Source organism: Sphingorhabdus buctiana (genome assembly GCF_042680825.1).
GTDB classification, from domain to species: Bacteria; Pseudomonadota; Alphaproteobacteria; order Sphingomonadales; family Sphingomonadaceae; genus Sphingorhabdus_B; species Sphingorhabdus_B buctiana.
In genome coordinates this window covers 322,961-349,386 of the sequence record NZ_JBHUEL010000004.1, presented here as the reverse complement: position 1 = coordinate 349,386, position 26,426 = coordinate 322,961, and the positions used below count along the sequence as shown (strand labels likewise).

At 57.4% G+C, this 26,426-nt stretch carries 28 protein-coding genes; 16 read left to right on the top strand and 12 right to left on the bottom strand.

What is annotated here, in order from left to right; translation table 11 throughout:
- Window positions 1–58 precede the first annotated feature (58 nt).
- Entirely contained in the window at window positions 59–1,156 is a 1,098-nt protein-coding gene (locus tag ACFSAG_RS06810; RefSeq protein ID WP_381512746.1) for an AI-2E family transporter, read from the top strand.
- Window positions 1,157–1,159: 3 nt separating this feature from the next.
- On the opposite strand, the gene ACFSAG_RS06805 is transcribed toward ACFSAG_RS06810, so the two are convergent.
- The 6 genes from ACFSAG_RS06805 to ACFSAG_RS06780 form a co-directional block, all read right to left on the bottom strand.
- Complete coding sequence (locus tag ACFSAG_RS06805; RefSeq protein WP_381512743.1) at window positions 1,160–1,492, bottom strand: TraR/DksA family transcriptional regulator; 333 nt, start codon at window positions 1,490–1,492, stop codon at window positions 1,160–1,162.
- Window positions 1,489–1,746, bottom strand: coding sequence for a YdcH family protein (locus ACFSAG_RS06800; protein WP_374611658.1), 258 nt, complete (start codon window positions 1,744–1,746; stop codon window positions 1,489–1,491). Before ACFSAG_RS06800 ends, ACFSAG_RS06805 begins: the two co-directional genes overlap by 4 nt.
- Before the next feature lie 93 nt (window positions 1,747–1,839).
- Window positions 1,840–2,253 (bottom strand): hypothetical protein, encoded by a 414-nt coding sequence (locus ACFSAG_RS06795; protein ID WP_374611657.1) that lies wholly within the window; start codon window positions 2,251–2,253, stop codon window positions 1,840–1,842.
- A gap of 49 nt (window positions 2,254–2,302) precedes the next feature.
- Complete coding sequence (gene nth, locus ACFSAG_RS06790; RefSeq protein WP_374611655.1) at window positions 2,303–2,965, bottom strand: endonuclease III; 663 nt, start codon at window positions 2,963–2,965, stop codon at window positions 2,303–2,305.
- Between the two features lie 9 nt (window positions 2,966–2,974).
- Window positions 2,975–4,468 (bottom strand): succinylglutamate-semialdehyde dehydrogenase, encoded by a 1,494-nt coding sequence (astD, locus tag ACFSAG_RS06785; RefSeq protein ID WP_381512839.1) that lies wholly within the window; start codon window positions 4,466–4,468, stop codon window positions 2,975–2,977.
- 54 nt (window positions 4,469–4,522) lie between these two features.
- Window positions 4,523–5,902, bottom strand: a complete 1,380-nt coding sequence (locus ACFSAG_RS06780) for a protein adenylyltransferase SelO family protein (protein ID WP_381512740.1) — start codon at window positions 5,900–5,902, stop codon at window positions 4,523–4,525.
- Window positions 5,903–5,942: 40 nt separating this feature from the next.
- Here ACFSAG_RS06780 and ACFSAG_RS06775 point away from each other — a divergent pair, with 40 nt between their 5' ends.
- The 4 genes from ACFSAG_RS06775 (at window position 5,943) to ACFSAG_RS06760 (ending at window position 9,828) form a co-directional block, all read left to right on the top strand.
- A complete protein-coding gene (locus ACFSAG_RS06775; protein ID WP_381512737.1) occupies window positions 5,943–6,800 on the top strand; it encodes an alpha/beta fold hydrolase in 858 nt (285 codons plus the stop codon).
- Window positions 6,801–6,803: 3 nt separating this feature from the next.
- Window positions 6,804–7,952, top strand: coding sequence for a glycosyltransferase family 4 protein (locus ACFSAG_RS06770; RefSeq protein ID WP_381512735.1), 1,149 nt, complete (start codon window positions 6,804–6,806; stop codon window positions 7,950–7,952).
- Between the two features lie 72 nt (window positions 7,953–8,024).
- The gene (locus ACFSAG_RS06765) at window positions 8,025–9,428 is read left to right on the top strand and encodes an NAD(P)H-dependent flavin oxidoreductase (RefSeq protein WP_381512732.1); all 1,404 of its coding nucleotides are present in this window, start codon (window positions 8,025–8,027) and stop codon (window positions 9,426–9,428) included.
- A 25-nt stretch (window positions 9,429–9,453) separates the two neighbouring features.
- On the top strand, window positions 9,454–9,828 hold the full coding sequence (locus ACFSAG_RS06760; RefSeq protein WP_381512729.1) for a PilZ domain-containing protein: 375 nt from the start codon (window positions 9,454–9,456) through the stop codon (window positions 9,826–9,828).
- A gap of 13 nt (window positions 9,829–9,841) precedes the next feature.
- Here ACFSAG_RS06760 and ACFSAG_RS06755 read toward each other — a convergent pair whose 3' ends face one another.
- Together ACFSAG_RS06755 and ACFSAG_RS06750 are read right to left on the bottom strand one after the other, a co-directional pair.
- Window positions 9,842–11,149 carry an ammonium transporter gene (locus ACFSAG_RS06755; protein WP_381512726.1) on the bottom strand — a complete coding sequence of 436 codons (1,308 nt, stop codon included), beginning with the start codon at window positions 11,147–11,149 and terminating at the stop codon, window positions 9,842–9,844.
- A gap of 103 nt (window positions 11,150–11,252) precedes the next feature.
- Complete coding sequence (locus tag ACFSAG_RS06750; protein ID WP_381512724.1) at window positions 11,253–12,251, bottom strand: 2-hydroxyacid dehydrogenase; 999 nt, start codon at window positions 12,249–12,251, stop codon at window positions 11,253–11,255.
- Window positions 12,252–12,360: 109 nt separating this feature from the next.
- On the opposite strand from ACFSAG_RS06750, the gene ACFSAG_RS06745 reads away from it, so the two are divergent.
- The 4 genes from ACFSAG_RS06745 to ACFSAG_RS06730 all read left to right on the top strand — a co-directional run bounded on the left by ACFSAG_RS06745 (window position 12,361) and on the right by ACFSAG_RS06730 (window position 17,040).
- Window positions 12,361–12,834, top strand: coding sequence for an SH3 domain-containing protein (locus ACFSAG_RS06745; protein ID WP_374611639.1), 474 nt, complete (start codon window positions 12,361–12,363; stop codon window positions 12,832–12,834).
- 58 nt (window positions 12,835–12,892) lie between these two features.
- On the top strand, window positions 12,893–13,567 hold the full coding sequence (locus ACFSAG_RS06740) for a hypothetical protein (protein WP_381512721.1): 675 nt from the start codon (window positions 12,893–12,895) through the stop codon (window positions 13,565–13,567).
- Between the two features lie 42 nt (window positions 13,568–13,609).
- On the top strand, window positions 13,610–16,426 hold the full coding sequence (gene polA, locus ACFSAG_RS06735; protein ID WP_381512718.1) for a DNA polymerase I: 2,817 nt from the start codon (window positions 13,610–13,612) through the stop codon (window positions 16,424–16,426).
- Window positions 16,427–16,488: 62 nt separating this feature from the next.
- Window positions 16,489–17,040 (top strand): lipocalin family protein, encoded by a 552-nt coding sequence (locus tag ACFSAG_RS06730; protein WP_381512716.1) that lies wholly within the window; start codon window positions 16,489–16,491, stop codon window positions 17,038–17,040.
- Window positions 17,041–17,043: 3 nt separating this feature from the next.
- Here the strand turns inward: ACFSAG_RS06730 and ACFSAG_RS06725 are convergent, their stop codons facing one another.
- Window positions 17,044–17,559, bottom strand: a complete 516-nt coding sequence (locus tag ACFSAG_RS06725; protein WP_381512714.1) for a putative periplasmic lipoprotein — start codon at window positions 17,557–17,559, stop codon at window positions 17,044–17,046.
- A 170-nt stretch (window positions 17,560–17,729) separates the two neighbouring features.
- On the opposite strand from ACFSAG_RS06725, the gene ACFSAG_RS06720 reads away from it, so the two are divergent.
- Window positions 17,730–18,770, top strand: a complete 1,041-nt coding sequence (locus ACFSAG_RS06720; protein WP_381512711.1) for an acyl-CoA desaturase — start codon at window positions 17,730–17,732, stop codon at window positions 18,768–18,770.
- Here the strand turns inward: ACFSAG_RS06720 and ACFSAG_RS06715 are convergent.
- On the bottom strand, window positions 18,767–19,660 hold the full coding sequence (locus tag ACFSAG_RS06715; RefSeq protein ID WP_381512708.1) for a prephenate dehydratase: 894 nt from the start codon (window positions 19,658–19,660) through the stop codon (window positions 18,767–18,769). The two genes, ACFSAG_RS06720 and ACFSAG_RS06715, sit on opposite strands and share 4 nt — an antisense overlap.
- Window positions 19,661–19,810: 150 nt before the next feature.
- Here ACFSAG_RS06715 and ACFSAG_RS06710 point away from each other — a divergent pair, with 150 nt between their 5' ends.
- A complete protein-coding gene (locus ACFSAG_RS06710) occupies window positions 19,811–20,452 on the top strand; it encodes a c-type cytochrome (RefSeq protein ID WP_374611627.1) in 642 nt (213 codons plus the stop codon).
- Window positions 20,453–20,467: 15 nt separating this feature from the next.
- Entirely contained in the window at window positions 20,468–20,899 is a 432-nt protein-coding gene (locus ACFSAG_RS06705) for a c-type cytochrome (protein WP_374611625.1), read from the top strand.
- 51 nt (window positions 20,900–20,950) lie between these two features.
- On the opposite strand, the gene ACFSAG_RS06700 is transcribed toward ACFSAG_RS06705, so the two are convergent.
- Window positions 20,951–21,826, bottom strand: coding sequence for an LOG family protein (locus tag ACFSAG_RS06700; protein ID WP_381512837.1), 876 nt, complete (start codon window positions 21,824–21,826; stop codon window positions 20,951–20,953).
- A 37-nt stretch (window positions 21,827–21,863) separates the two neighbouring features.
- The gene (locus ACFSAG_RS06695) at window positions 21,864–22,514 is read right to left on the bottom strand and encodes an extensin family protein (RefSeq protein ID WP_374611621.1); all 651 of its coding nucleotides are present in this window, start codon (window positions 22,512–22,514) and stop codon (window positions 21,864–21,866) included.
- Between the two features lie 88 nt (window positions 22,515–22,602).
- Here ACFSAG_RS06695 and ACFSAG_RS06690 point away from each other — a divergent pair, with 88 nt between their 5' ends.
- From ACFSAG_RS06690 to serA, 4 genes are all read left to right on the top strand, one after another.
- Complete coding sequence (locus ACFSAG_RS06690) at window positions 22,603–23,193, top strand: protein-methionine-sulfoxide reductase heme-binding subunit MsrQ (RefSeq protein ID WP_381512703.1); 591 nt, start codon at window positions 22,603–22,605, stop codon at window positions 23,191–23,193.
- 2 nt (window positions 23,194–23,195) lie between these two features.
- Window positions 23,196–23,510 carry a PepSY domain-containing protein gene (locus ACFSAG_RS06685; RefSeq protein WP_374611617.1) on the top strand — a complete coding sequence of 105 codons (315 nt, stop codon included), beginning with the start codon at window positions 23,196–23,198 and terminating at the stop codon, window positions 23,508–23,510.
- Between the two features lie 93 nt (window positions 23,511–23,603).
- Window positions 23,604–24,731 (top strand): phosphoserine transaminase, encoded by a 1,128-nt coding sequence (locus tag ACFSAG_RS06680; protein ID WP_374611615.1) that lies wholly within the window; start codon window positions 23,604–23,606, stop codon window positions 24,729–24,731.
- A gap of 94 nt (window positions 24,732–24,825) precedes the next feature.
- Window positions 24,826–26,409 (top strand): phosphoglycerate dehydrogenase, encoded by a 1,584-nt coding sequence (gene serA, locus ACFSAG_RS06675; protein ID WP_381512700.1) that lies wholly within the window; start codon window positions 24,826–24,828, stop codon window positions 26,407–26,409.
- Window positions 26,410–26,426 lie beyond the last annotated feature (17 nt).

Sequence of the window (26,426 nt, the reverse complement as noted above, 5' to 3'; positions counted from 1 at the left end):
TGCATGGGGTGCACTCCGCGCATGACAGCGTGCGAAAAGCGCGTTATCCATCAGCGACATGAGCGACAAACCCCAACCGGCATCCCATAGCGCGGCGCACAGCACACAATTCGAAGATCGCGTCCTTGTTGGGTTCGTGCTCTTCGTCTCGCTGGCAATGGCATGGATAAGCTGGCCCTTTTTCGGGGCCATTTTATGGGCGCTTGTCGTCACCATTGCTTTTGCCCCGGTCCATGATCGGCTGCTTCTCAAAATGCCGGCGCGAAAAAACACGGTCGCGACACTTACCTTGTTGCTGGTGATCGCATTGGTCATCATTCCCGCATTTGTTGTCGGTTCATTGATGGTCGATGAAGCTATCCGAACCTATGACTCGCTGCAGACAAGGGAGATAGATTTCGCCGCTTTGGGCCATGAATTGCAGGCGCTTGTGCCGCAGCGCTGGCAGGAAATACTCGGGCGATATATCGAAACCGATATCCAGGAAATCCAGTCGAAACTGAGCTCTTTTGTTACAACGGGTGTACAGATCATTGCCGGGCAGGCCGTTTCTGTGGGGCAGCGCGCTTTCAACTTCGCAATGGCGCTGGGCGTGATGCTGTACCTGACCTTTTTCCTGCTGCGCGATGGTCGTCATATTACGCGCCGTATCGGCGAGGCGATTCCGCTCCGGGCAGATCAGCGCCGCGCCTTGTTCGACAAATTCACTACCGTGATCCGCGCGACGGTGAAGGGAAGCATCGTTGTCGCCATTGTGCAGGGCATATTGGGCGGATTGATCTTCGCCTTCCTCGATATCCGTGCAGCGGTGCTGTGGGGCGTGGTAATGGGTTTGTTTTCGCTGATACCTGCGGTTGGCACCGGTATCGTCTGGGTGCCCGTATCGCTTTACCTGCTCGCGACAGGGAGCGTCTGGGAAGGCTTCACCTTATTGCTGCTTGGCTTTTTCGTTATCAGCATGGTCGACAATGTCTTGCGCCCGATACTGGTCGGCCAAGATACGCAGATGCCCGATTATGTCGTGCTGATTTCAACGCTGGGCGGGTTGAGCGTTTTAGGGATTAACGGCCTGATCGTTGGCCCTGTCATCGCTGCGATGTTCATATCCGCTTGGGAAATCTTCACCGAAAACAGGGCCATTGCCAATCATTCATAGCATTCAACGCTGCTCCAGCTCACGGGCGCAGGAAATGCACAAGGCAGCTTCGGGATAGGCCTCCAGCCGCTTTTCACCCACGGGCTCACCGCAACGCGTACACTCGCCATAGCTACCATCTTCAATCCGGCCGAGCGCTGCCTTGATGGCCGTGATTTCCCGCCCCAGCAAAGCATCCTGCCCCTCAAGCGCATCGTCATCTTCGCGCTCGGTAGCCTGTTCGGCGAAATCGGCACTGTGCGGTTCGGCGAGATCGGCCTCGATACGCTCAACCCGCCCCTTCAACTCGGCCAGACGGCTTTCGAGGCTGGCTTTCACGGTTGATAGATCGGTCATGTAGACGCTCCTGCCTTTGCGGCAGTGATCATAGCCGAAACCTGGTCGAGAATCGACAGGCGTTCCTTTTTAAGATCTTCGGTGCGAGCATCCGAGGCAGCTTCAATCCCGGCTTCGACGCGGTGAATCTCGCGGTTTAGCTCGTGATAATGGTCGGCCAGCTTGGCAAAATGCGCATCGCTGACCTTCAACTTGTGAAGGATCTCGGCGTCAGCAGGAAATTCGTCGTGCAGTTCGTGCGAAACGTGGGTCATTTTCTGTCCTTGTTGCTTGTTTGAACAAAGACAGAATGCAGCGCTTGCTTCGATCCCGCATTGCGCGAGATCAAAGCAATCAGGTGAACGCCATTAGCGCGGTTGTATCTTCTGCATCGGCTGGAACTTGCCAAGGCCGCATCCGGCACCTTCCTGCAATCCTCCGCCGAACGACTGCAGCACGCGGATTGTATCTACGCTGCACAGCTGGTTCAGGCTGGTGCGGTGCGAAAAGCGCTCTTCGCTGGCAAGGCTGGGGCAACTATAAGGCAGGGTGTTACGATACACCTTGCCGCCCGCCAGCGTGAAATCGATCGTCCGGTCGTCAATCACTCTGGAGGAACGCACCTGCGATAATGTGACGCAGTCAACCGGTTCGCCGGCGGGTTCGTAGGCCGCCAATGCTTTCGCTCGGCGCTCGCTGATGCTGCCGCCCGAAATGGCCGTGGCTGACATTCCACCAATGGCCGCAATCGCGGCGGTCAGGAACAATATCTGTCGTTTCATATCGGCCTCCACATTCCACTGATGCTACAATATCTTGACCAAATGCAGCTTAACCCTTGCTGACCGATTTCGCTTTGGGCGACGGCGTTTTGGATTTGTAGGCACACAGGTCAATTACCGGGCAACGCCAGCATTCGGGGGTACGGGCCTTGCAGATATAGCGGCCGTGCAGGATCAGCCAGTGGTGCGCACCGCGGCGAAAAGGTGCGGGCGTTTTCTTGTCGAGTTGCTTTTCTACCGCCAACGGGGTCTTGCCCTTGGCAAGGCCCGTCCGGTTGCCAAGGCGGAAAATATGCGTGTCAACGGCAAAGGTTTCGGCGCCGAATGCCGTGTTCATCACGACATTGGCAGTCTTGCGGCCGACACCGGGCAGCGTTTCCAGTATGTCGCGATTGGCGGGGACTTCGCCTCCATGGTCGCGCACCAAAATTTCGGAAAGCGCGATGACATTCTTGGCCTTCGAATTGAACAGACCGATCGTCTTGATGTGCTGCTTCAAGCCGTCCTCGCCCAGTTCCAGCATCTGGGCAGGTGTTTTGACAAACTCGAACAGTTTTCGCGTTGCTTTGTTCACGCCGACATCGGTCGATTGCGCCGACAACGTTACCGCAACCAGCAATTGATAGTCATTGCCATAGGCCAATTCGGTCTGCGGATCGGGATTGGCCTCTGCTAGGCGGCGATAGAATTCGAAGATATCCGCATTTTTCATGCGGTCGAATTATCGGGAATCGGGCGAATGTAAAGTTTTGGGTGAGGCCACGACTTCGTCGCGCAGGCCTATGCCGATCATCGCTTTGGGGGTGTCGGCTTCGGACGATACCACAGGGAAAGCGCAATAATCGGCGGCATAATAGGCGCTGGGACGGTGGTTGCCTGAAAGCCCGACCCCGCCGAACGGGGCGGCTGAAGAAGCGCCGTTGGTTGGCTGGTTCCAGTTGACCACGCCAGCGCGACTGTTTGACCAGAAGCGGTTATACTGCTCCGCCGTACCGCCGATCAGCGACGCCGAAAGGCCATAGCGGGTGTTGTTGGCCTCATCGATTGCCGCATCGAAATCGGAAACCCGGATCACCTGCAACAGCGGCCCGAAAAGCTCGATATCGGGCCTTTCTTTCATGTCGGTAACATCGATGATGCCAGGGGAGAGGAAGGGACGACCTTCGATGGGACGGGTCATATGGCGTATTGGATGTCCGCCGTGGCTCATCAGCGCGAGGAAGCTTTCGGTCAGTCCGTCTGCGACATCATTATCGATGACCGGCCCCATGAACGGTGGGGGCTCGCCATGCGGTTCCCCGATTACAAGTCTGTCCACTAGCCTTTTCAATTCAGGGATGAACACATCGTACAGGCTATTCTTGATGATCAGGCGGCGCGCAGCTGTGCACCTTTGTCCTGCAGAGAGGAATGCCGATTGCGCGACCAGCACAGCGGCGCTGTACAATTCGGGCGTGTCCCACACAATGATCGGGTTGTTGCCGCCCATTTCGAGTGCGAGGATCTTGTCCGGCCGGTTGGCAAACTGCCGATTGAGCGCAACCCCGGTCGAAGCCGAGCCAGTGAAGAGCAAGCCATCAATGCCTTCATGCATGGACAGCGCCTTGCCGGTTTCCGCTCCGCCGTGGACAATATTGATGACGCTTTCGGGAATTCCGGCATTGCGATAAAGATCGAAAAGGAATTGGCCGACAGCCGGTGTCTTTTCGGAAGGTTTGAAGACCACTGCATTCCCGGCAATCAGCGCCGGGATGATATGGCCATTGGGCAAATGTGCGGGGAAATTATAGGGTCCAAGAACCGCGAGTACACCATGCGGCTTATGGCGGACCGCATTGCGCGTGCCGGGCTTGCCATCAAAGCGGCGCTGCGATGTTCTGTCGGCATAGGCCTTTACCGAGACATCGACCTTGTTGATCACCGATTCAACTTCGGTGCGCGATTCCCACAACGGTTTGCCGGTTTCGCGCGAAATGAGATCGGCAAATTTCTCAAGATCGGATTTGGCTCTGCTGGCAAAGCCGCGAACCCGTTCCAGCCGGCTGCTCAACGGTGCCGCTGCCCAACGCGCCCAAGCACCACGTGCAGCGTAAACGGCCGCATCGACGTCGCCATTGTTGCCGCGCCAAAGCTGCGCTCCCGTCGCCGGTTCGTAAGAGACAAGTTCGTTCAAGGTCAAAGCGCTGGTGCGACCCCATGTTGCCGTTAACCATATTTGACCGCAGGAACCTTTAATTCAAGTAAATAACCAGCGTCAAATGGCGTAAAATCATACGCTTCGCAGCACCTCGCCGAACAGCCGAATTGCATCGATTTTGGTGTAAAGCAGGGTCCAGTCGTCGCGTTCGGCAATGGCTGACCAGATTGCTTCGACTTCATCGATCAGCATCGAACATGGTTTATGCGCCTGCCAATATTGGGCATTGCCGGGTGCGGCATACTCGCTGAGCAATGCGGCGAAGGCGGCATAACGCTCCCCCGAATATAGCTCTTCCAGCACTTGTCCAAAGCGGTGAAAATGGAAAAAGTCTGCAATGGGTATTGATGCCTCGATCATTGCCCTTTCCGATGCTTCGACCAAGGCGCGATCACTTTCCTCCCCGCGCGATGCCACGCCCAACCGCCATAGGAAACGTCGGACCAGCGCCGATTGAAATGCAGCCGGATATCCCTCCAATGCCTCCACCAGTGGTGGGGAATCGCAGATCAGCCGCAACGATATGGCTAGTTGTGCAAGGTTCCAGTGCATCGCCTCCGGCTGGCGGCCAAAGGCATAGAGACCGTTCTGGTCAAAATAGGCGGCTGTGAACGCCGGGTTCCAAGTCGGATTGAACCGCCATGGGCCATAGTCAAAGCTCTCCCCCGTCACATTGATATTGTCGCTGTTGAGCACGCCATGGACAAAGCCTGCGACCATGAATGCCGCCGCTTGGTCGGCGATCCTCGGCACCGCCAGTCGCATCAATTGCGCGGCAGGGTTATCGTCCGGCTCCACGTCGTACAAATTGCGCAGCACATAATCGACCAATGCGTGCATCCGCTTGGCATCATCTTCATAGGCGATGCGCTGGAATGTACCGATGCGGATATGACTGTGGTTGAGCCGCACCAGCACGGCTGATCGTGTCGGTGATGGCTCGTCATTGCGGTGCAATTCTTCACCCGTTTCGATCACCGAAAAGGTTTTGGAGGTTTCGACGCCCAAAGCCTCGAGCATTTCGGTCGCAAGGATTTCGCGCACCGCGCCTTTCAGTGTCAGTCGCCCGTCACCCTGGCGGCTATAAGGTGTGGTTCCGGAACCTTTGGTACCCAGGTCGAGCAACCGCCCAAGATGGTCGCGCAACTGGGCAAAAAGGAAACCGCGTCCGTCGCCGATCTCAGGGTTGTACACACGAAACTGGTGCCCATGGTATCGCAAAGCTAGCGGTTGTGGCAGGTTTTCGGGTAAAGGCTGGAAGCGGCCGAAATGCTCGATCCACTCCGCATCGCTAAGCTTGTCGAGCCCCACTGTCGCCGCCCAGCGATCGTTGCGAAACCGCAATATGGTTTGCGGAAAATTCGCCGGCCGAACGGGATCGCCAATTTTGTCGCCAAGGCTGGTGATTTTCGGATCAGCGCGGTAGGGGGCGGGGGAGGGATTCACATTCATGGTTCGCAATGTCTGGGGGCATGCGGCAGGAAAGGCAAGCATGGCCGATTTCGAAGACGGTTATTGGTCATCGAATGACGAATTGCGGTTGCATTACCGCGATTATCCGGGGCCTGCCTCGCGCGCGCCGTTGATCTGCATGCCGGGCTTGACGCGCAATGCCCGCGATTTTGAACCGGTGGTAAAACTGCTTGGCGGTAAAAGGCGGATGCTGGCTATCGATTTTCGTGGGCGGGGCGAAAGCGCCTATGCCAAAGACCCGATGACCTACCTTCCGGTCACCTATGCGCAGGATATGGATATCCTGCTGCGCGATTTGGACCTCAAGAAATTCGTGCTGTTCGGAACCTCGCTTGGCGGCATCGTTTCGATGCTGCTCGCGCCGCAATGGAAGGACAAGCTCGCAGGCGTCATCCTCAACGATGTCGGCCCGGAAATCGGCAAGGCCGGGGCGGAACGGATACGGTCTTATGTCGGGCAGGGGCGCAGTTTTGAGACCTGGATGCACGCCGCAAGAGCTCTGGCCGAGGCGCAGGGCGATATCTACCCGGGTTACCGGCTTGAGGAATGGCTGCGCTTTGCAAAACGCACCTGCAAGCTGGCGTCGAACGGACGCATCGTCTTCGATTATGACATGAAGATATCGGAGCCGTTCAAGCAGCCCGGCGGCGAAGCCGGGGTCGATCTATGGCCCCTGTTCAACATGCTGGAAGACGTCCCGATGCTCATCCTGCGCGGGGAGAAATCGGATATCCTCGAAAAAGCGACAGCGACCAAGATGGTGAAGAAGGTGAAGCAGGCGAATCTTGTGACGGTAAAGGGTATTGGCCACGCCCCGTCACTCGATGAGGATGATGCTCAATCGGCGATTACAGAGTTTTTGAAGACGATCAAGTAAGTCATGTCAAAAGTCCGCATTCTCCATCTTTTCAGCAGCTTCGACCTTGGCGGGAAGGAGGCGCGCGCGGTGCGCTTGATGAACCATTTCGGTGGCAAGGCAAAACATGTTGTGCTCTCCGCAGTCCCCGATGCAATCAGTGCGCGCGAGGCGATTGATCGCAAGATTGAGGTTGAGTTTCCCGGCGATACTGCGCCGGCGCTGCACGGTCGGCCAAGCATGGGGCGCTATCGCAAGCTGGCCCAATATATGAAGAAATTCCATCTGGTGCTCAGCTATAATTGGGGCGCGATGGACGGAGTGATGGCGCGCACATTGCTCGGCGCGAGCATGGGCTTGCCGCCGTTGATCCACCATGAAGATGGCTTCAACGAAGACGAATGGGAAAAGCTGAACTGGAAACGCAACTGGTTCCGCACCATTGCCTTGCAGCGCGCGGCGGCGCTGGTCGTGCCCTCGCTATCGCTTGAAAAGATCGCCAAGCAGGTGTGGCACCAGCCGGTCGAGAAGGTCTATCGCTTCCCCAATGGCGTCGACGTTCATCGCTATGACAAGAAGCCGCAACGCGGTTGCTTTCCAGGCTATGTGAAACGAGATGGCGAAATCATCGTGGGAACGATTGCCGGGTTGCGTGCGGTTAAGAATTTGCCCCGGCTCGTGCGCGCCGTGGCTGCAGCGGGCCCTAATTTCAGGCTGGCGATTGCTGGCGAAGGGCCGGAACGCGACGCCATATTGGCTGAGGCGCAGCGCGTGGGGATTGCTGACCGATTGATGATGCCGGGGTTCCTTAAAGATCCCGCCCGCTTTGTCGGGCTGTTCGATATTTTTGCGCTTTCTTCGGACAGCGAGCAGTATCCGATTTCGCTGGTTGAGGCGATGGCGGCGGCGCGGCCGGTGGTCGCCACCAATGTTGGCGATGTCGCGGCGATGGTGTCGCGTGAAAATCGTCGTTTCATTATCGATCGCGATGATGAGGCAGGGTTTGCCGATGCTTTGCGCGAACTGGGTGGCAACGCTGAGTTGCGTATCGAATTGTCGCATGCCAATTATGCGCGCGCGTTGGCCGAATATGGGGAAGCAGAAATGTTGGCCCGATATCAGCAGCTTTATGGTGCAACCATGCGTCGCGCCGATTTTGCGCGACAAGATTGAGGCAATCAGCTAGCGCGAAATTCATGGGGAAGGCGCACCAGACGGTGCATTTTGATTAGGGGTTAGAATTACGTGTTCAAGGGTCTGAAGCCCATCATCTACGGCGGTCGCGAAGTATGGCCGCTGGTTGAGGGTGGCAAAGGTGTAGCTGTCACAAATCATGCAAGTTCGGGGGCATGGGCCGCAGCAGGTGGTATTGGTACCGTTTCGGCCGTCAATGCCGACAGCTATGATGACAATGGCGATTTCATCCCTCAGATATTCAAGGGCCGCACCCGCGCGGAACGCCATGAAGAGCTCGTCGAATATGGCATTCGCGGCGGGATAACGCAGGTCCAGCGCGCCTATGATATTGCCGGCCCGACGGGCACGATCAACATCAACGTTTTGTGGGAAATGGGCGGAGCCCAGCGCATCCTGCACGGCGTTCTTGAAAAGACCAAGGGTCTGGTCACCGGCGTCACCTGCGGCGCTGGCATGCCCTACAAGCTTTCAGAAATTGCGGCGCAATATGGCGTCTATTACCTGCCGATTATCAGTTCGGCGCGTGCCTTTCGCGCGCTCTGGAAACGCGCCTACAGCAAGGTGCCTGAATGGCTGGGCGCTGTCGTTTATGAAGACCCCTGGTTGGCAGGTGGGCATAACGGCCTTTCCAACGCTGAAGACCCGACCAAGCCCGAGGATCCTTATCCGCGCGTGAAGGCGCTTCGTGCCACAATGCGCGAGGAAGGCATTCCCGATGAACTCCCGATCGTGATGGCCGGCGGCGTCTGGTATCTGCGCGACTGGGAAAACTGGATCGATAATCCCGAGCTGGGGCAGATCGCTTTTCAGTATGGCACGCGGCCCCTGTTGACGCAGGAAAGCCCGATCCCTCAGGCGTGGAAGGATCATCTGACCAAGATTCCGGAAGGCGGCGTGCTGCTGCACAAATTCTCGCCCACCGGTTTCTATTCGAGTGCGGTGATCAACCCGTTCCTGCGCGAATTGCAGGCACGTTCGGAACGGCAGATTCCCTATTCGACCGAACAGGCCGGTGACCATACCGCCACGCTTGACGTGGGAGTGCGTGGCAAGAATTTCTGGGTTACCCCGCACGATTTGCAACGCGCCCGTGAATGGGATGCGCGCGGCTATACCATGGCGCTCAAGACGCCTGACAATACGCTCGTCTTCGTCACACCCGAAGAGGGTGGCGTGATCCGCAAGGATCAGGCGGATTGCATGGGTTGCCTATCGCATTGCGGATTCTCGTCATGGAAAGACCATGACAACAACTCAACAGGCCGACTTGCCGACCCGCGTAGCTTCTGCATCCAGAAGGCTTTGCAGAACATTGCGCACGGCGCGCCGATTGACGAGAATCTGATGTTTGCCGGCCACGCGGCCTATGAATTTGGCCGCGATCCCTTTTATTCGAACGGTTTTGTACCGACGGTGAAGCAGTTGATCGACCGCATCCGCACGGGCGATTGAGCCAGCGTTTTACATTTACCAATCCTTGACCTTGTTCCCCTATGCTTCGGCTTATGGGGAACAGGGCATGGGTCTAGCTACATCCGCTTACCGCAAAGTCGCACCGGCGAAGCTTGAGCAGCGCGCCGCCATCCGCCACCCGGTTGTGGTGAAGCGCGCCAGCGTGCGCGGCCATGGCCGCCAGCCACTTGATGCCGTTCTTGACGATCTGTCGGTCTATGGCTGCCGCCTTGCCATCGATGGCGAGTTTGCGGCAGGCGAACGGCTATGGCTGCGGCTTGCTGGCGGCGACGCTATCGCCGCCAGCGCGGTGTGGTGCGAAGACGGCAAGCTGGGTTGCCGCTTTGACGAACCAATCGCCCGCGATCTTTTCCGTTCGTTGACGCTGGTATTTGCCTGAGCGCGGGTCGCGCTCAGTCCATATCCCACGCCCGCTCGCCATGGCTCGAAATGTCGAGGCCGTCGCGTTCCTGATCTTCGCTGACACGCATCGGGATCACCATCGAGACCATGTAGCCGATGATCAACGTTACAACGGCAGAATAGACACCAACGATGCCGACGCCCTTGATCTGCGCCCACAATTGGCTGCCCATCGCCATACCCTCGGCATAGCCATTGCCGCCGAAAGTCGGGGATACGAGTACGGCAAGCAGGATCGATCCCATTATGCCGCCGACGCCATGGACGGCGAAGACATCGAGCGAGTCATCGATCTGCAATTTGCCTTTGACGAGATGCACCGCATAGAAACAGACTAGGCCAGCAAGGACGCCAAGGATGATTGCACCCAGCGGGCCGACTGAACCAGAAGCGGGCGTAATGGTGGCCAATCCCGCGATTGCACCCGTGGCGAAACCAACTGCAGTAGCCTTGCCGACCTTGATCTTCTCGATCAGCATCCAGACCAATGCCGCGACCGACGCTGCAAGGTGGGTAACAATGATCGCCGTCGCCGCGCCATCATCGCTGGCTGCCAACGCCGATCCGCCATTGAAGCCAAACCAGCCCACCCACAGCAGACCGGCACCGGCAACAGTAAGGGCAGGGCTATGAGGCAGCATCAAAGTTCGCGGGAAGCCGATACGCTTACCAAGCATCAATGCAACAACGAGCGCCGAAACGCCCGCAGTCGTATGGACAACGATGCCGCCGGCAAAATCAATCACACCCTGATTGGCAAGGAAGCCATTGCCCCACACCCAACGGGCAACGGGTACATATACCAGTAGGCTCCACAATGCGCTGAAGGCTACAACCCAGCCGAAACGGGCCCGTTCCACCCATGCGCCGACAATCAGTGCCGGTGTGATGATGGCAAAGGTCATCTGGAAAAGACCGAAAACAAGTTCACCGATTGTCTGGCCATCGCGCATCGCAAACATGTTGGAGAACATGATGTTCTGCAAATTGCCAATGACCGTCCCGTCAGAGGCAGAGAAAGCAAGGCTGTATCCCGCGACGATCCAGATCACTGATGAAACCGCCGCGATCGCTCCGCACTGGATCAGGACCGAAAGGAAGTTCTTGGTGCGCACCAAGCCGCCATAAAACAACGCGAGGCCGGGCAGGGTCATCATCAGGACGAGCGCGGACGCCGTCAAAATCCAGGCTGTATCGCCGCTGTCGGGAACGGCTTCCGCCACGACTTCCTGCGCAAAAGCCGGAGCCGCTAAAAGCAATGTGCTGAAAAAAGCAGCAATCTTGAGTGAATGGCGCACGCCCGACCTCCCCACATTGTCAATATTTTGGGCAGGTCTGTAAGCGAGCCGATACCCGCCCGCAATTGTTAATTAGGCGTCAGCCCCGCTTTTCGACAGGATATTACGCCCAGCCTTCGAGCACCTGATCGGGTGGGCGATGGCCGTCGGAAAAGATCCGGATATTCGCAATCACTTTCTCGCCCGAAGCCTCGCGACCCTCATAGGTCGCGCTGCCCAGGTGCGGCAGCAGGATGACATTGGGTATGGCAAGAAAGCGGGGGTCGATGGCCGGTTCGTGGTTGTAAACGTCAAGGCCTGCGCCTGCAATCCGCCCCCGGGTCAGTGCTTCGATCAAGGCGTCTTCATCAACCAGTTCGCCGCGCGAGCTGTTGATCAGATAGGCATCGCGTTTCATCATCCCGATGCGTTCGCGGCTCATCAGTTTTTGCGTTTCAGCGGTCAGCGGGCAGTGCAACGATATGATGTCGCTCTTGGCCACCAGCCGATCGAGATCGGGTTCGAACGTTACGCCCATTTCATCTTCGACGCTTGCGGGAAGCCGGTGGCGCTTGTTGTAAAGGATGTTGAGGCCGAATGCCTTGGCACGCAGAGCGACCGCTTCGCCAATCCTACCATAACCGATGATGCCCAGCGTCTTTCCGCCAATGCGATGGCCGAGCATCCCGATAGGTGTCCAGCCTTTCCACTCGCCTGACCGCATCAGGCGGTGTCCTTCGCCCAAGCGGCGAGGCACGTTGAGGATCAAAGCCATGGTCAAGTCGGCGGTATCATCCGTAAACACGCCGGGAGTGTTAGTCACCAAAATGCCCTTGGCCTTGGCGGCTGCCAGATTGATATGGTTCACACCCGCACCGAAATTGGCAAACATCTTCACCGAAGCAGGTGCGCGTGCAATGAGTTCGGCATCAATTCGATCGGTTACGGTCGGCACCAAAATGTCGGCATCGCGCATTGCCTCAACGATTTCATCGGCTGACATTTCATGATCGTCTTCGTTGAAACGACAATCGAACAATTCGGCCATGCGCGCTTCGATTTGCGGTAGGAGCTTGCGGGTTACGGCAACGCGCGGGCGTTCGATGCGGTGAAATTGGGTCATGATTGCAACCCTATGGCGTGAAGAAACACAACGTCAAGCTATCACCCTTGAACTGTCGGTACGGCTTACACTATAGGTAGGCGGTGGGGGCAACAGGTTACTGGAATCAATGAAAAATATCGTAAAATCGGTTCTGATCGTTGCATTGGCCACCATTGGGGGGATGGCCACGGCGCAGGCGACCAAAAAGACGCCCTATTGGGCTTCGATTGATGAGGCAGAGGCACGGACCCGAACCGGGCCGAGCACCGAATTCCCGGTCAAATGGGTGTATAAGCGGCAATATCTGCCGGTAAAGGTTGTCGCGGTGCACGAAGTATGGCGCAAGGTCGAAGACCCGGATGGTGATCAAGGCTGGATGCATGTCCGGCTGCTCAGCCCTGATCGGACGGCAATCATCACTGCGCCGGGCATATCTGCTTTGCGCGACGAACCCTCCGCTTCCGCACGAATTTCGTGGCGCGCCGAAAAGGGCGTCGTCGGCCGGATCGACGATTGCCAAAAGGGATGGTGCCGCCTCGATGTCGCGGGGCGTGTAGGTTATATCGAGACCGACCGCATCTGGGGCGAGGAAGTGCCCTGATCCGCGTTTAGGAAATATTTGAATTACGCGGTTAAAAGGGCGGCCAAAGGAATTTTGCGTGCCTGATTATACTGCCCTCAAATTGCTCGGAATAGCTGGCGTGCTTTCCTATGGCGTGGCGCGTTTGGCGACCAAGGCCGGGGTTGTCGGCTATAACCGCTACACTTTGGTGGCCGTGCCGATAGCCGGCATGCCAAAGATGCCGCGTGGTTATCGGGTGGAGCCGATAGCGCCAGAAAAACTGGCAACTCTGGAAATTGACGCAAATTCTGAGGAACAGGCCCGTCGTTTCGATCAAGGTCTGACCTGCCTTGCCGCCTACAACGCACGTGACGAATTTGTGGGAATTACCTGGGTTGGTACCGCGCCATTTGAAGAAACCATGGTGCATTTGCGTTTCGAAGTTCCGGATATGGCAATCTGGGATACCGGGCTATGGATCCACCCTGACCACCGCTTGGGCCGTGCATTCGCCGCGCTTTGGGCAGGCACGGCTGAATGGATGGCGGCACGGGGCCGCAAATGGTCGATGAGCTGGATTGCGGATTATAATCTGCCATCGCTGCTGTCTCACCGGCGGATGCAATCGGCGACTGTGGGGCACATCACGACCGTGCGGTTCTTCCGCTGGCAATATATGGCGCAGGGCGTCCCCAAGATTGTTCGTATTGATCGCGATGCGCCGCCGATAATGCGGATGAATCTGCCGTCACCAGCGCTCGAAAATGCCTGATTAGGCAAGACTCTTGGCATCGTCGCTGCTATCCGGTCCGACATGTCCGACCACAAGCATCTCTACCTCGTCGATGGTTCCGCCTACATCTTTCGTGCCTATTACAGCCTGCCGCCGCTGACCAATCCGCAAGGCGTGCCTGTGGGCGCGGTTGCGGGCTATTCGAACATGCTGTGGAAACTGGCGAGCGACCTGCATGCGGCCGACGGGCCGACCCATATGGCGGTTGTCCTCGACAAGGCAGGGACCAGTTTTCGCAACGAAATCTATGATCAGTACAAGGCCAATCGTCCGCCTGCGCCAGAGGATCTGCGCCCGCAATTTCCGCTGATCCGCGATGCGACGCTCGCATTTTCGCTCCCGATGATTGAGGAAGAGAATGTCGAGGCCGATGATATGATCGCCAGCTATACCAAGGCTGCGCGTGCGCAGGGGTGGGATGTGTCGATCATCTCATCCGACAAGGATTTGATGCAGTTGGTCGGTGATGGTGTCGACATGTTCGACACGATGAAGGACAAGCGCATTGGGCGCGAAGAAGTCATCGAGAAATTCGGTGTCGGCCCCGAACTGGTGGGTGATGTGCTGGCGCTGATGGGCGACAGTTCGGACAACGTCCCCGGCGTCCCGGGCATCGGCCCCAAGACCGCGACCAAGCTGATTACCGAATATGGCAGCCTTGATGCGGTGCTGGCGGCTGCCCCTGATATGAAGCCATCGAAGATGCGCGACAATCTGATCGAGCATGCCGAACTGGCCCGGCTATCGCGCGTATTGGTGACGCTTAAGGACGATTGCCCGTTGCCTATACCGCTTGAGGAAATGGTGCTTGGCCCGATTCCCGAAGAGCCGTTGCGACCATTTCTGGAAGAGCATGGCTTTCGCTCGCTTCTCAACCGCATTGGCAAGACGAGCGATACGGCCGCCGCCAATAAGGCTATTGCAGGCCAGCCAAAGGCGGAACGTAAAGGCGATGGAGCCGTTGCGGCAATCGAAGCTGGCAAGCCGGCTATGCCCGCACCGATGTCGCCAATTAATGTCGATGCTTACACCTGCGTTACGACCCTGTCGCAGCTCGATGACTGGATCGCCCGTGCTACCAAGGCTGGTGTAGTCGGGTTCGATACTGAAACCGACAGCCTTGAGGCGGTCACGGCTAAGCTGGTTGGCTTCAGCCTTGCTGTCGCTCCGGGAGAAGCCTGCTATGTGCCCTTGGCGCATGGCGGCACCGATATGTTTGCCGAACGCCCCGATCAGATTCCACTTGATGCCGCTCTGGCTCGGCTGAAGGCGTTGCTGGAGGATGAGAGCGTCCTCAAGGTCGGGCAGAACCTCAAATATGACATGTCGGTCCTGCGCCAGCACGGCATCGCGGTTCACCAGTTTGACGATACCATGGTGATGAGCTTCGCCCTCGATGCTGGGCGGCAAGGCCATGGCATGGATGAATTGTCTGAGCTGTATCTCGAGCACAAACCCATCAGCTACAAATCGGTCACTGGCACGGGCAAGAGCCAGATCGGATTTGCGGAAGTCCCGCTTTCCGAGGCGACAAAATATGCCGCCGAGGATGCCGATGTGACGTTGCGGCTCTGGCACTATCTCAAACTGCGGCTATCGCCCGAAAAGGTGACCCGTGTTTATGAACTGGTTGATCGGCCGCTCGTTCCGGTGCTGTCCAAGATGGAATGCACCGGCATCAAGGTCGACAAATCGGTACTTGCCCGATTGTCCGCAGAATTTGCGGAGGCCGGGGCTGCGCTGGAAAAGGAAATCCACGCGCTCGCAGGCCAACCCTTCACCATCGCCAGCCCGGCGCAACTGGGTGCCATCCTTTTTGACAATATGGGGCTTAAAGGCGGCAAGAAGGGCAAATCGGGTCAATATTCGACCGATGTCACCGTATTGGAAGACCTGGCAGGGCAGGGGATCGAGATTGCCGGCAAGGTGCTCGATTGGAGGCAGCTGGCAAAGCTGAAATCGACCTATACCGATGCGCTGCAGCAACAGGTCAATCCCAAGACCGGAAGGGTCCACACCAGCTACAGCCTGGTGGGCGCGCAAACCGGGCGGCTCGCGTCGACCGATCCGAACCTGCAGAATATTCCCATTCGCACCGAAGTCGGGCGGCAAATCCGCGATGCCTTTGTGGCTGAGCCGGGCAATGTCATCCTTTCCGCCGACTATAGCCAGATCGAATTGCGACTGGCGGCGCACATGGCCGATGTCGGACCGTTGCGCGAAGCATTCGAAAATGGCGAGGATATTCACGCGCGCACCGCGCAGGAACTGTTTGGCGAGGTGAACCGCGACACGCGCGGTCGCGCAAAGACGATCAATTTCTCGATCCTTTACGGCATTTCGCGCTGGGGGTTGGCCAAGCGGCTCGAATCCACGCCAGAGGAAGCGCAACACCTTATCGACGCCTATTTCGCCCGCTTCCCCGGCATCAGTGCCTATATCCAGGAAACGTTGGCAAGCGTGAAGGAATGCGGCTTCACCACAACCTTGTTTGGGCGCAAATGCTGGTTTCCGCGTATCAGTTCGCAAAGCCAGGCCGAGCGCCAGGGCAGCGAGCGCGCGGCGATCAATGCACCGATTCAGGGCACGAGTGCGGACATCATCAAACGCGCAATGGTGCGCATGGGGCCGGCGCTGCTCGAAGCAGGGCTGCCAAATGTGAAGATGCTTCTACAGGTGCATGATGAGTTGGTGTTCGAACTGCCCGAAGCGGATGTCGCCGAAGCAAGCAGGGTAATAGAATCGGTGATGGCGAGTGCCGCCGAGCCGCTGGTCAAATTGTCGGTGCCATTGGGTGTCGAGATCGGCACGGGGCCAAGTTGGGGCGCGGCACACTGACGGAAAGATACCGCGATTATCCCGTCTCGCAGGCAAGGGTGCGAACCACCACCTTGGATGGCATGAAATCTGTCACAAAATCATTCGCCCTTACGCTCGCCGCACTGACATTGGCGGGTTGTTCCACCTTCGAAGCCGGTCCAGTGGGCAACACTTCGGTGCCCCAGCCAGCCAAGCCGGTTGAGGTCGAGCGCTATCTGGGGCGCTGGTATGAACTGGCGCGCTACGAAGCTGGTTTCCAGAAGGATTGCGAAGCGGTGACGGCCGATTACAGCCTGACTGCGTCTGCTAGGATCAAGGTCGTCAACGCTTGCCGCAAGGGTTCGATAAACGGCAAAATCGAAACAGCAACAGGCAAGGCAAAGATTGTTTCTGGCAGCGGTGATGCAAAGCTGAAGGTTTCGTTCTTTGGCCCATTTTATGGCGACTACTGGGTGCTCGACCGCGCCGAGGATTATAGCTGGTCGATCGTGGGAGAGCCCAGCGGGCGTTATTTATGGCTGCTGCACCGCCAACCCAATCCCGGCACCGCGACGTTTGATGCAATGAAGCGCCGCGCTGCCGAGCTTGGCTATGACGTCCGGTTGCTTCGGGTGACGCAACAACCGGGCTAGATCTTATTTCCGGACAATGACGGTTCCAGCCGTCTTGCCATCCTTTTCGGCCAGTTCGATGGTGAATGCTTCGCCATCCTTGGTTATGCCCGTCAGTTTTCCGCCTTCGTCGTTCAGTTTGATCGATTCCTTGCCGAACTGATCCTTGAACCAATCGCCGACCTTGGCGGGGTCTGCCGGCGAAGTGAAACCAATGCGGACATCGGCCTGTTCGCCTTTACCAGCCTGCTTGTTGGCGGTGATGTTGACGGTTTCGACCGTGGAGCCGGGGTACAGCTTCACGCCGTCGATATCGAAATTGCTATCGTCGAGAAGCTTTTTGGGAAGTCGGATATTGGCGTCGAAGCCAGGAACTTTGAAGCCGACATTGCCCGATTTGCCATCTGCCGAGATTTCGACCTTTTTGCCGGTTTCCGAAGTGGCATCGATGCTGATAGTGGTTCCTTCGTCCGGCTCATTCTTGCTGCCGCATGCGGCTAGCCCAATGGCCAGAGGCAAAGCGATAAGTGCGTATTTCATTTGCAAATCCTCTTATGCTGTATTGCATACATAATACAGCATAAGCTCCGGGTCAACGGTTCGTCGCACAAATGCCGTTAACGGAATTGACGCGCCCGATTTGAAGGCGCAATTTTGCACGCGGTGGCACAACAGCGCGCAAGCACAACGCGCTATCAGGGGACGGACGGATGCCGCAGACAACAGGGCTATATCCCAGCGATCGCCAATGGGAACTTGAGGGCAAAGGCTCGCCGCATCCCGGTGTATTGATTGGCGGCCCCGGTGCGCGATCGAAGCAAATCGAATATAGCATCCTTGCCGTGCTTCAGGTTGGCGGCGCCATGGCTGCAATCTGGTGGTTGTTTACGCAACCAACGGGGTGGGTCGAATGGTCGGCCTTCATTTCCGGCTATCTAATCATCAACTATGGATTGTCATGCGGCTTCCACCGCTATTTCACCCACCGCTCCTTCGAAACGTCGCTGTGGATGCGTTACCTGATTGGCATTTGCGGGCAGATGGCGTGCCAGGGATCGGTCAAGAAATGGGCGGCGGACCATCGGCGGCATCATGCCTTTTCGGATGAGTTGGGCGATATCCATAGCCCGCACATAGACGGTCATGGCCGCAAAATGGGGCCAGTGAAGGGCTTGTTGATCGGCCATCTCGGCTGGCTATGGGATAATGCCCACACCGATATGCGGCTTTATGGCAAAGGATTGGTGGGCGATCCGGTCGTCGAATTCTGCCATCGTACGCGCTGGCTCTGGGTCGCTTTTTCACTCGTCATTCTTCCTGCCGCTTGGGCATTGGCTTTTGGAGGGCCGGAACATGTAGTGGGCACGATCCTCGTCGGCGGGTTCCTGAGGACGTTCATCTTCCTCAACGGGGTGATGGGCACCAACAGTCTGGCGCATTATTTCGGCTATCGACGCTATCATGATGTCGGCAAAGCCACCAACAACTGGTTTATTGCAATCCTGACGCTGGGTGATGGCTGGCACAACAACCACCATGCACAGCCGCGCGCCGCGAGCAATCATATCAGCTGGTGGGAGCTCGACTTTAACGGCTGGACGATCGACATGCTGGGCCGGCTTGGATTGGTGTGGAACATCCAGCGGCGCGACAAGAACCGCCCGGTCGGGCTGCCCGAGGCGCAGCAACTTGGCGGAGAACCGGTTTTGTCCTTTGGCGAAACCAGCAAGAAGGACGAGCTGGTAGCCTAACCCCGTTTGCGTTCCTGCTTGTAGGTGCCAAGCAGGCGCACCTTGTTGCAGTGGAAGCGCAATTCTTCGAGTGCACGGTCTACTGCCGCATCACCAGGGGCACCTTCGATATCGGCATAAAATTCAGTCGCCGAAAAGCTGGCTCCATTTTGGTAGCTTTCCAGTTTCGTCATGTTGATGCCGTTGGTCGCAAAGCCACCCATGGCTTTATAAAGAGCCGCAGGTATGTTCTTCACCTCGAAAATGAAGGTGGTCATCAACGTGCCTTCGTCGGATGCATAAGTCGCTGGTTCGCGAGAGAGCACCACGAAACGGGTCGTGTTGCGATCATCATCCTCAATGCCTTCCTGGATCATCTCCAGGCCGTAGATGCTGGCGGCAATAGGCGGGGCGACCGCTGCGGCGCCTTCATCATCGCTATCGGCGACATAGGCGGCAGCTGCGGCTGTATCGGCATAGGCAATAGGCGTTATGCCATGCGCCCGCAGATAATGGCGGCACTGGCCCAGCGCTTGCGGATGGCTCATCGCGGTGGTCAGCTTCGCATCGGCATGCTTTGCCATCAGGCAGTGACGAATGCGCATGAAATGCTCGCCAATGATCGAGAGGCCGCTTTCGGGTAGCAGAAAATGGATGTCGGCCACGCGGCCATGCAATGAATTCTCGATAGGTATAACCGCACGTGCAGCACGGCCTTCCTTCACCGCATCGATTGCGTCCTCAAAGGAAAAGCATGGCAGCGGCAGGCAGTCCGGATCCATCTCAAGTGCTGCCAAATGCGAATTTGCCCCGGGCGCACCCTGAAAGGAAACCGCACGTGCGGGTTCGGCAGCGGCGGCTTTGCTCATTTCCTCGACGCGGGCGAGGGCGCTCTTTGGGAAGCTCTCCATATCGGGGCTGGCCGATAGGGCAGTCAAAAGGCGCGGGCAAGCAGGATTTGGGCTATTGCACCGCATTGCATAGCAAACTAGAGGGGCGAGGGGAATCAACCGGCACCGCGCATCCGTGCGGGCCACAGCGAATATTCAGGGCGTTTCATCATGGCAGATCGCAACAACACCATCGCAGGCTGGGCCTTGGCAGCGGGCATCGTCGCCCTCGGCTCGAGCATCGTTTTCGGCAAGATTTTCCATGGCGAAGTGCCTGGTGAGGGCAAGCAAGGCTATGTGATCCAAGGCGTTGAAAGCGGCGAAGGCGGTGGTGCTGCCGAAGTTCCGCTCGCAACCCTTCTTGCGACTGCTGATCCTGCGAAGGGTGAAGCTGTCTTTGCAAAGTGCAAGGCTTGCCACACCATCGAACAGGGCGGAGCCAATGGCGTTGGCCCGAATCTTTGGGCATCCATGGGCAAGCCGCACGGCCATGTTCCAGGTTTCGCTTATTCTGATGCGCTCAAGAGCGTTCCGGGCAACTGGGATTGGGAAGGCATGGACAAATGGCTGGCCAACCCGAAAAAATATGCGCCGGGCACCAAGATGAGCTTTGCCGGCCTTGGCAATCCTGAAGAGCGCGCGGCACTGTTGCTTTACCTCAACTCGATGGGTTCAAACCTGCCGCTTCCTGCTGCACCTGCTGCTGAAGCCGCTCCCGCTGAAGGCGCCGCGCCTGCAGAAGGTGGTGACGCCGCTGCAGCAGCTCCTGCCGATGCAGCCGCCAAGGAGGCTGCTGCCGCTCCGGCCAAGTAAGAGAAAGTCGAATAGATGCGCAAATTTCTCGTGATTGCACCCGCACTGTTTGTGCTCGCCGCCTGTGGCGGATCGAACGAAAGCGATTCGCCGGCTGCAGATACGGAAAGCGCAGCATCTACCGAGACTGCTTCGGCGCAGCCTGAAAAATCTGCCGGCGAAACGAGCTTTGCCAAATGTGCTGCCTGCCACAAAGTGGAAAAGGATGCACCCAACGGCGTCGGACCCAACCTGCATGGCATTGTCGGCAAGGCTGTGGCTTCGGTTGATGGGTTCAACTATTCGCCGGCGATGAAGGCGAAAGGTGGGGTTTGGGACGAAGCAACACTCGATGCCTATCTTGAAAACCCGCGTAAAGCTGTTCCAGGCACCAAGATGGCCTTCGCTGGCATCAACAATGCTGAAGAACGCAAGGCGTTGATCGACTGGCTCAAAGAGCAGAAGTGATCTGAAAAAACCGAATAGAAGAAGGGCCCGCTAGAACGGGCCCTTTCTTTTTTAACCGCAGTCTTCAAGTTCGTAGAAAATAGCGATTTCGCGCCAGGCCTCTTCGGCCGTCTCGACAAACTGGAACAGCTCCAGATCCTTCGGGCTGATGACACCTTCGAGCATCAATTCCTCGAAATTGACCACGCGTTTCCAGAAGGATTTGCCGAACAGCAGGATCGGCATCGGCTCGATCTTGCCGGTCTGCACCAGCGTCAACAGTTCGAAAAACTCATCAAAGGTACCAAAACCGCCCGGGAACACCGCGACAGCGCGCGCGCGCAGCAGGAAATGCATCTTGCGCAAGGCAAAGTAATGAAACTGGAAACTCAGGTCAGGAGTCACATATTCATTGGGCGCCTGTTCGTGCGGTAGTACGATGTTGAGACCTATGGTATCGGCGTCCACATCGCGTGCACCGCGATTTGCCGCCTCCATGATCGATGGCCCACCGCCCGAGCAGACGACGAAATGGCGGTTACCGCTTTCATCCTTGATGCCACATGTGCTGGCAATCCGCCCAAGCTTCCGCGCTTCTTCATAATAGCGGGACTTCTCTTTCATCCGCTCGGCAATGATGCGTTCGCGTTCATCCTTGGCGGTTGCGAACAAAACATCAACGGCCTCGGGCTCTGGGATACGCGCCGAACCATAGATCACCATGGTTGAGGCAACACCAGCCTCATCGAGCAGCATTTCGGGTTTGAGCAATTCGAGCTGGAACCGCACGGGGCGCAGCTCTTCACGCAGCAGGAATTCGGTATCCTGAAAAGCCAGCTTATAGGATTTGCTGAGCGTCTGCGGGGTTTCGGGATTAAGTTCCTTGGCGAATTTCGCTTCTTGCTGTGCCTTGTAGAAGCGCCTGTCTTGTAAGTCTTTTTGTGTCATGCCCAATAGATAGACGATTAGGCACGAATAGCCACCCCTAGCGGCAGAAGGCGCTGCCATCTTTCATCGATTTCCCCATGTCGAAATGGAAATGGTTGGCATGCGCTGCATTGTAATCCGGGCCCAAAACGGTACCAAAGCGCTTGCAGGCCGATTGGTGCAAACGGCGCAGGAAAGCGCGCTCATCTGCCTTGCCGTTCCACCCCGAAAGTACCGAAACCCGGCGGCCATTTTTCAGGATAAAGGCCGAAACATCGACAGCGTTCCCGCTGGCATGTTCCGATAGTCGGCCGCTCCTGCCGCCATTGATGTTGCGGCAATTATAGGTGCCCATCGTCTCGATCCGTACTACTTCACTGCCCAGATAGGCCTTCGCCGCCGGTTCGACCGCATGTTTCGCCCACGCTGTGAAATTGGCTGCAAGCGGGCATGTCATCGCGCCAAGATTTGTCGCCTCTGTCGAAAAGGACATTAGCTTGACCGTATCAATCGTGCGGCAACCACCAGCGAAACTCTGGTTGGGCAGGGGTGTGAAACGGACATTCGCTGCCTTCAGGGTCGACAGGCATTGGCGAGCGGGTTCGCTTCGGAAGACATCATTGTCACGGCGGACGACCTCGCGTTCGGACCGGCCACCGCAGGCGGTAACCAGAAGCGCGAGGAACAGGATAAAAGCGCCGCGAACCATGTGTAATAAAATGTAAGTGCTATGGTTAACAGCCGGTAAACGTGGGAAACGGTTGACCGCAATTGGCAAGGCCGCTAGCGGAAAATTAATGCGAACGATTCTCAATAAAAAGCTGACCTTCTGGTTGCTACTCTCATTGCCGGCATTCCTGCTTGTTCTCGGATGGTGGCAGGGCCGCATCGACAGCATGGATATGCTCCACCCAACGGGCGAATGGTCGGCGCGACTCATGATAATAGCAATGGCACTCAGTCCGCTTGTTTCGCTTTTGGGGGCCAAACCTTGGCTCAACTGGTTGGTGGCGCGCCGCCGCGCCTTTGGTGTTGCCGCATTTGGCTACGCTCTTCTGCATCTCATTTTCTATTTGATCGACATGGGTAACCTGGATGACATCCTCGCCGAATGGATGGCGCCCGGAATCTGGACTGGCTGGGCCGCCTTTGGCCTTATGCTGCCGCTTGCATTGACGAGCAATGATCGATCGATGCGCTGGTTGAAAGCGGGATGGAAAAAGCTGCAACAGCTTGTCTATCCTGCTGCGATCCTCACGCTTTTGCACTGGATCTGGGTGCATAACAGCTATGCCGGTGCGCTGGTCCATTTTGTTCCGCTCGGGCTTCTCGTTCTCGCTCGCTTTTTGAAGAAACCCCTCTCCCAAATGAAACCGCTAGGAGTTTGAATATGCGTAAATTGATCCCTCTCGCCATCGCTGCTGCGGCCATTGCCGTGCTTCCCTCAGCCCCTGCTTCGGCCACCGGTGCCATCAAGTGCAAACCCACCCCGCAGTCGAGCTGGAAGACGCAGGAAGTGCTCAAGGCAAAGCTCGTCAAGGAAGGCTGGACAGTGCGCAAGTCGAAAGTCGATGGCGGCTGCTATGAAGTCTATGGCACCACCCCCGAAGGTGACCGCGTTGAGGCCTATTTCCACCCGGTGACGCTGGAAAAACTCTATGTCGCGCGTCGCGGCGAAGTGCTTTTCCGCAAGCAAGGTTACTAAACAGTCGTTGACATTCCCGGGGCCGCCCCTAAAGGCGGCTCCGGGCCACGCGGTCCCAACGCCGCGCGTGCTCTCTGCAAGGAGAAGCATTACATGACTGAAGTTACCAAACCGCAGGGCAAGCCTGCGCGTCCTTTTTTCTCTTCCGGTCCCTGTGCGAAACCGCCGGGCTGGTCCCCTGAAAAACTCGCTACCGAATCACTCGGCCGCTCGCACCGTGCCAAGATCGGCAAATCGCGCCTGCAATATTCGATCGACCTGATGCGCGAAGTGCTTGAGCTGCCCGATACGCATCGCATCGGCATCGTTCCCGGATCGGACACCGGTGCTTTTGAAATGGCCATGTGGACAATGCTCGGCGCGCGCGGCGTGACTGCACTCGCATGGGAAAGCTTTGGCGAAGGCTGGGTAACCGATGCCGTCAAGCAATTGAAGCTCGAGCCCAAGGTGCACCGCGCCGATTATGGCCAGCTGCCCGATCTCGACAAGGTCGATTGGACGGACGACGTTCTGTTCACCTGGAATGGCACCACCAGCGGTGTCCGCGTTCCGGATGGCGAATGGATCCCCGATGACCGTGAAGGGCTGTCTTTCGCAGACGCCACCAGCGCGGTTTTTGCCTATGACATTCCGTGGGACAAGATCGACGTTGCCACTTTCAGCTGGCAAAAGGTTCTGGGTGGGGAAGGCGCACATGGCGTTCTCATCCTCGGCCCTCGTGCGGTGCAGCGCCTTGAGGAATATACCCCGGCTTGGCCGCTTCCCAAGGTGTTCCGCCTGATGTCGAAAGGCGCATTGGCGGAAGGCGTGTTCAAGGGCGAAACAATCAACACCCCTTCGATGCTCGCTGTAGAAGACGCCATCTTTGCGCTCGAATGGGCCAAAGGACTTGGCGGTCTCAAAGGTCTGCAAGCACGCAGCAACGCAAATGCGCATGCACTAGATAAGATTGTCGCCGAACGCGCCTGGCTGAGCCACCTTGCCGTCGACAGCGGCATCCGTTCGAAGACCAGCGTTTGCCTCTCGGTCGAAGGCGCTGATGCGGATTTCATCAAGAAATTTGCTGGCCTGCTCGAAGCAGAAGGCGCGGCCTATGACATCGCAGGTTATCGCGATGCCCCGCCGGGCCTGCGCATCTGGTGCGGCGCGACCGTCGATACAGCCGATATCGAAGCCCTCGGGCCATGGCTCGACTGGGCGTTCGAAACGCTAAACGCATAAAATTCACCGTAGCCCTGAGCTTGTTGAAGGGCGCTACTAAGCCGAGAGCCGGGCTTCGACTGGCTCAGCCTTACGGTATTTTAGGAAAATTATCATGACCAAACCCCGCGTACTCATCTCTGACAAGATGGACCCCAATGCAGCCAAGATTTTTGAAGAACGCGGCTGCGATGTCGATGTTATCACTGGCAAGACTCCGGACGAGCTGAAAGAAATAATTGGCCAATATGATGGCCTTGCAATTCGTAGTTCAACCAAAGTCACAAAAGAAATCCTTGAAGCTGCGACCAATTTGAAGGTTGTCGGCCGCGCCGGTATCGGCGTCGACAATGTCGATATCCCTGCCGCTTCGGCCAAAGGCGTTGTCGTGATGAACACGCCGTTCGGCAACTCGATCACCACGGCGGAACATGCGATCGCGCTGATGTTTGCTCTCGCCCGCCAGATCCCGGAAGCGAATGAACAGACCCAGGCTGGTAAATGGCCGAAAAATGATTTCATGGGCGTCGAAGTCACCGGCAAGACGCTGGGCCTTATCGGTGCGGGCAATATCGGCAGCATCGTCGCCAGCCGTGCATTGGGCCTCAAGATGAAGGTTGTCGCTTTCGATCCTTTCCTGACACCCGAGCGCGCCATCGAAATGGGTGTTGAAAAGGCAGATCTCGACACACTGTTTGCCAAGGCGGATTTCATCACGCTGCACACGCCGCTGACCGACCAGACGCGCAACATCCTTTCCGCTGCCAACATCGCCAAATGCAAGAAGGGCGTGCGCATCATCAACTGTGCGCGTGGCGGACTGGTCGATGAAGCCGCGCTCAAAGCCGCGCTCGACAGCGGCCATGTCGCAGGTGCAGCGCTCGACGTGTTCGAAACCGAACCGGCGAAGGAAAGCCCGCTTTTCGGTACTCCCAACTTCATCTGCACGCCGCACCTTGGTGCATCGACCAACGAAGCCCAGGTCAATGTTGCGTTGCAGGTGGCCGAACAGATGGCCGACTATCTGGTCAGTGGCGGCGTCACCAACGCACTCAACATGCCCAGCCTCAGCGCCGAAGAAGCACCGAAACTGCGGCCCTATATGGCATTGGCGGAGCAATTGGGTTCACTCATCGGCCAGCTTGCCCATGGCGACCTGACACAGATCAGCGTCGAGGTTGAGGGGGCCGCTGCCGAACTCAACATCAAGCCGATTACCGCCGCCGTACTGTCAGGCTTCATGCGCCGTTTCTCTGATGCGGTGAATATGGTCAACGCGCCCTATCTCGCCAAGGAACGTGGCATGGACGTGCGCGAAGTTCGCCACGATCGCGAAGGCGATTACCACACGCTGCTGCGTGTTTCGGTGAAGACCGATATCGGCGAGCGTTCGGTTGCCGGTACGCTGTTCGGCAATGGTACGCCGCGTCTCGTCGAACTGTTCGGCGTGAAGGTTGAGGCCGATCTTGAAGGCCATATGCTCTATATCGTCAACCAGGATGCGCCCGGCTTTATTGGTCGCCTTGGCACCACCTTGGGTGAAGCCAATATCAATATCGGCACCTTCCACCTTGGTCGCCAAGAAGCAGGCGGCGTTGCCGTATTGCTTCTCTCGGTCGATACGCCGGTGCCGACCGCTGTGCTTGAAACCATTCACAGCCTGCCGGGTGTGAAGCGGGCGATGGCGCTTCGCTTCTGATGTGCTAAGGCGCGCGC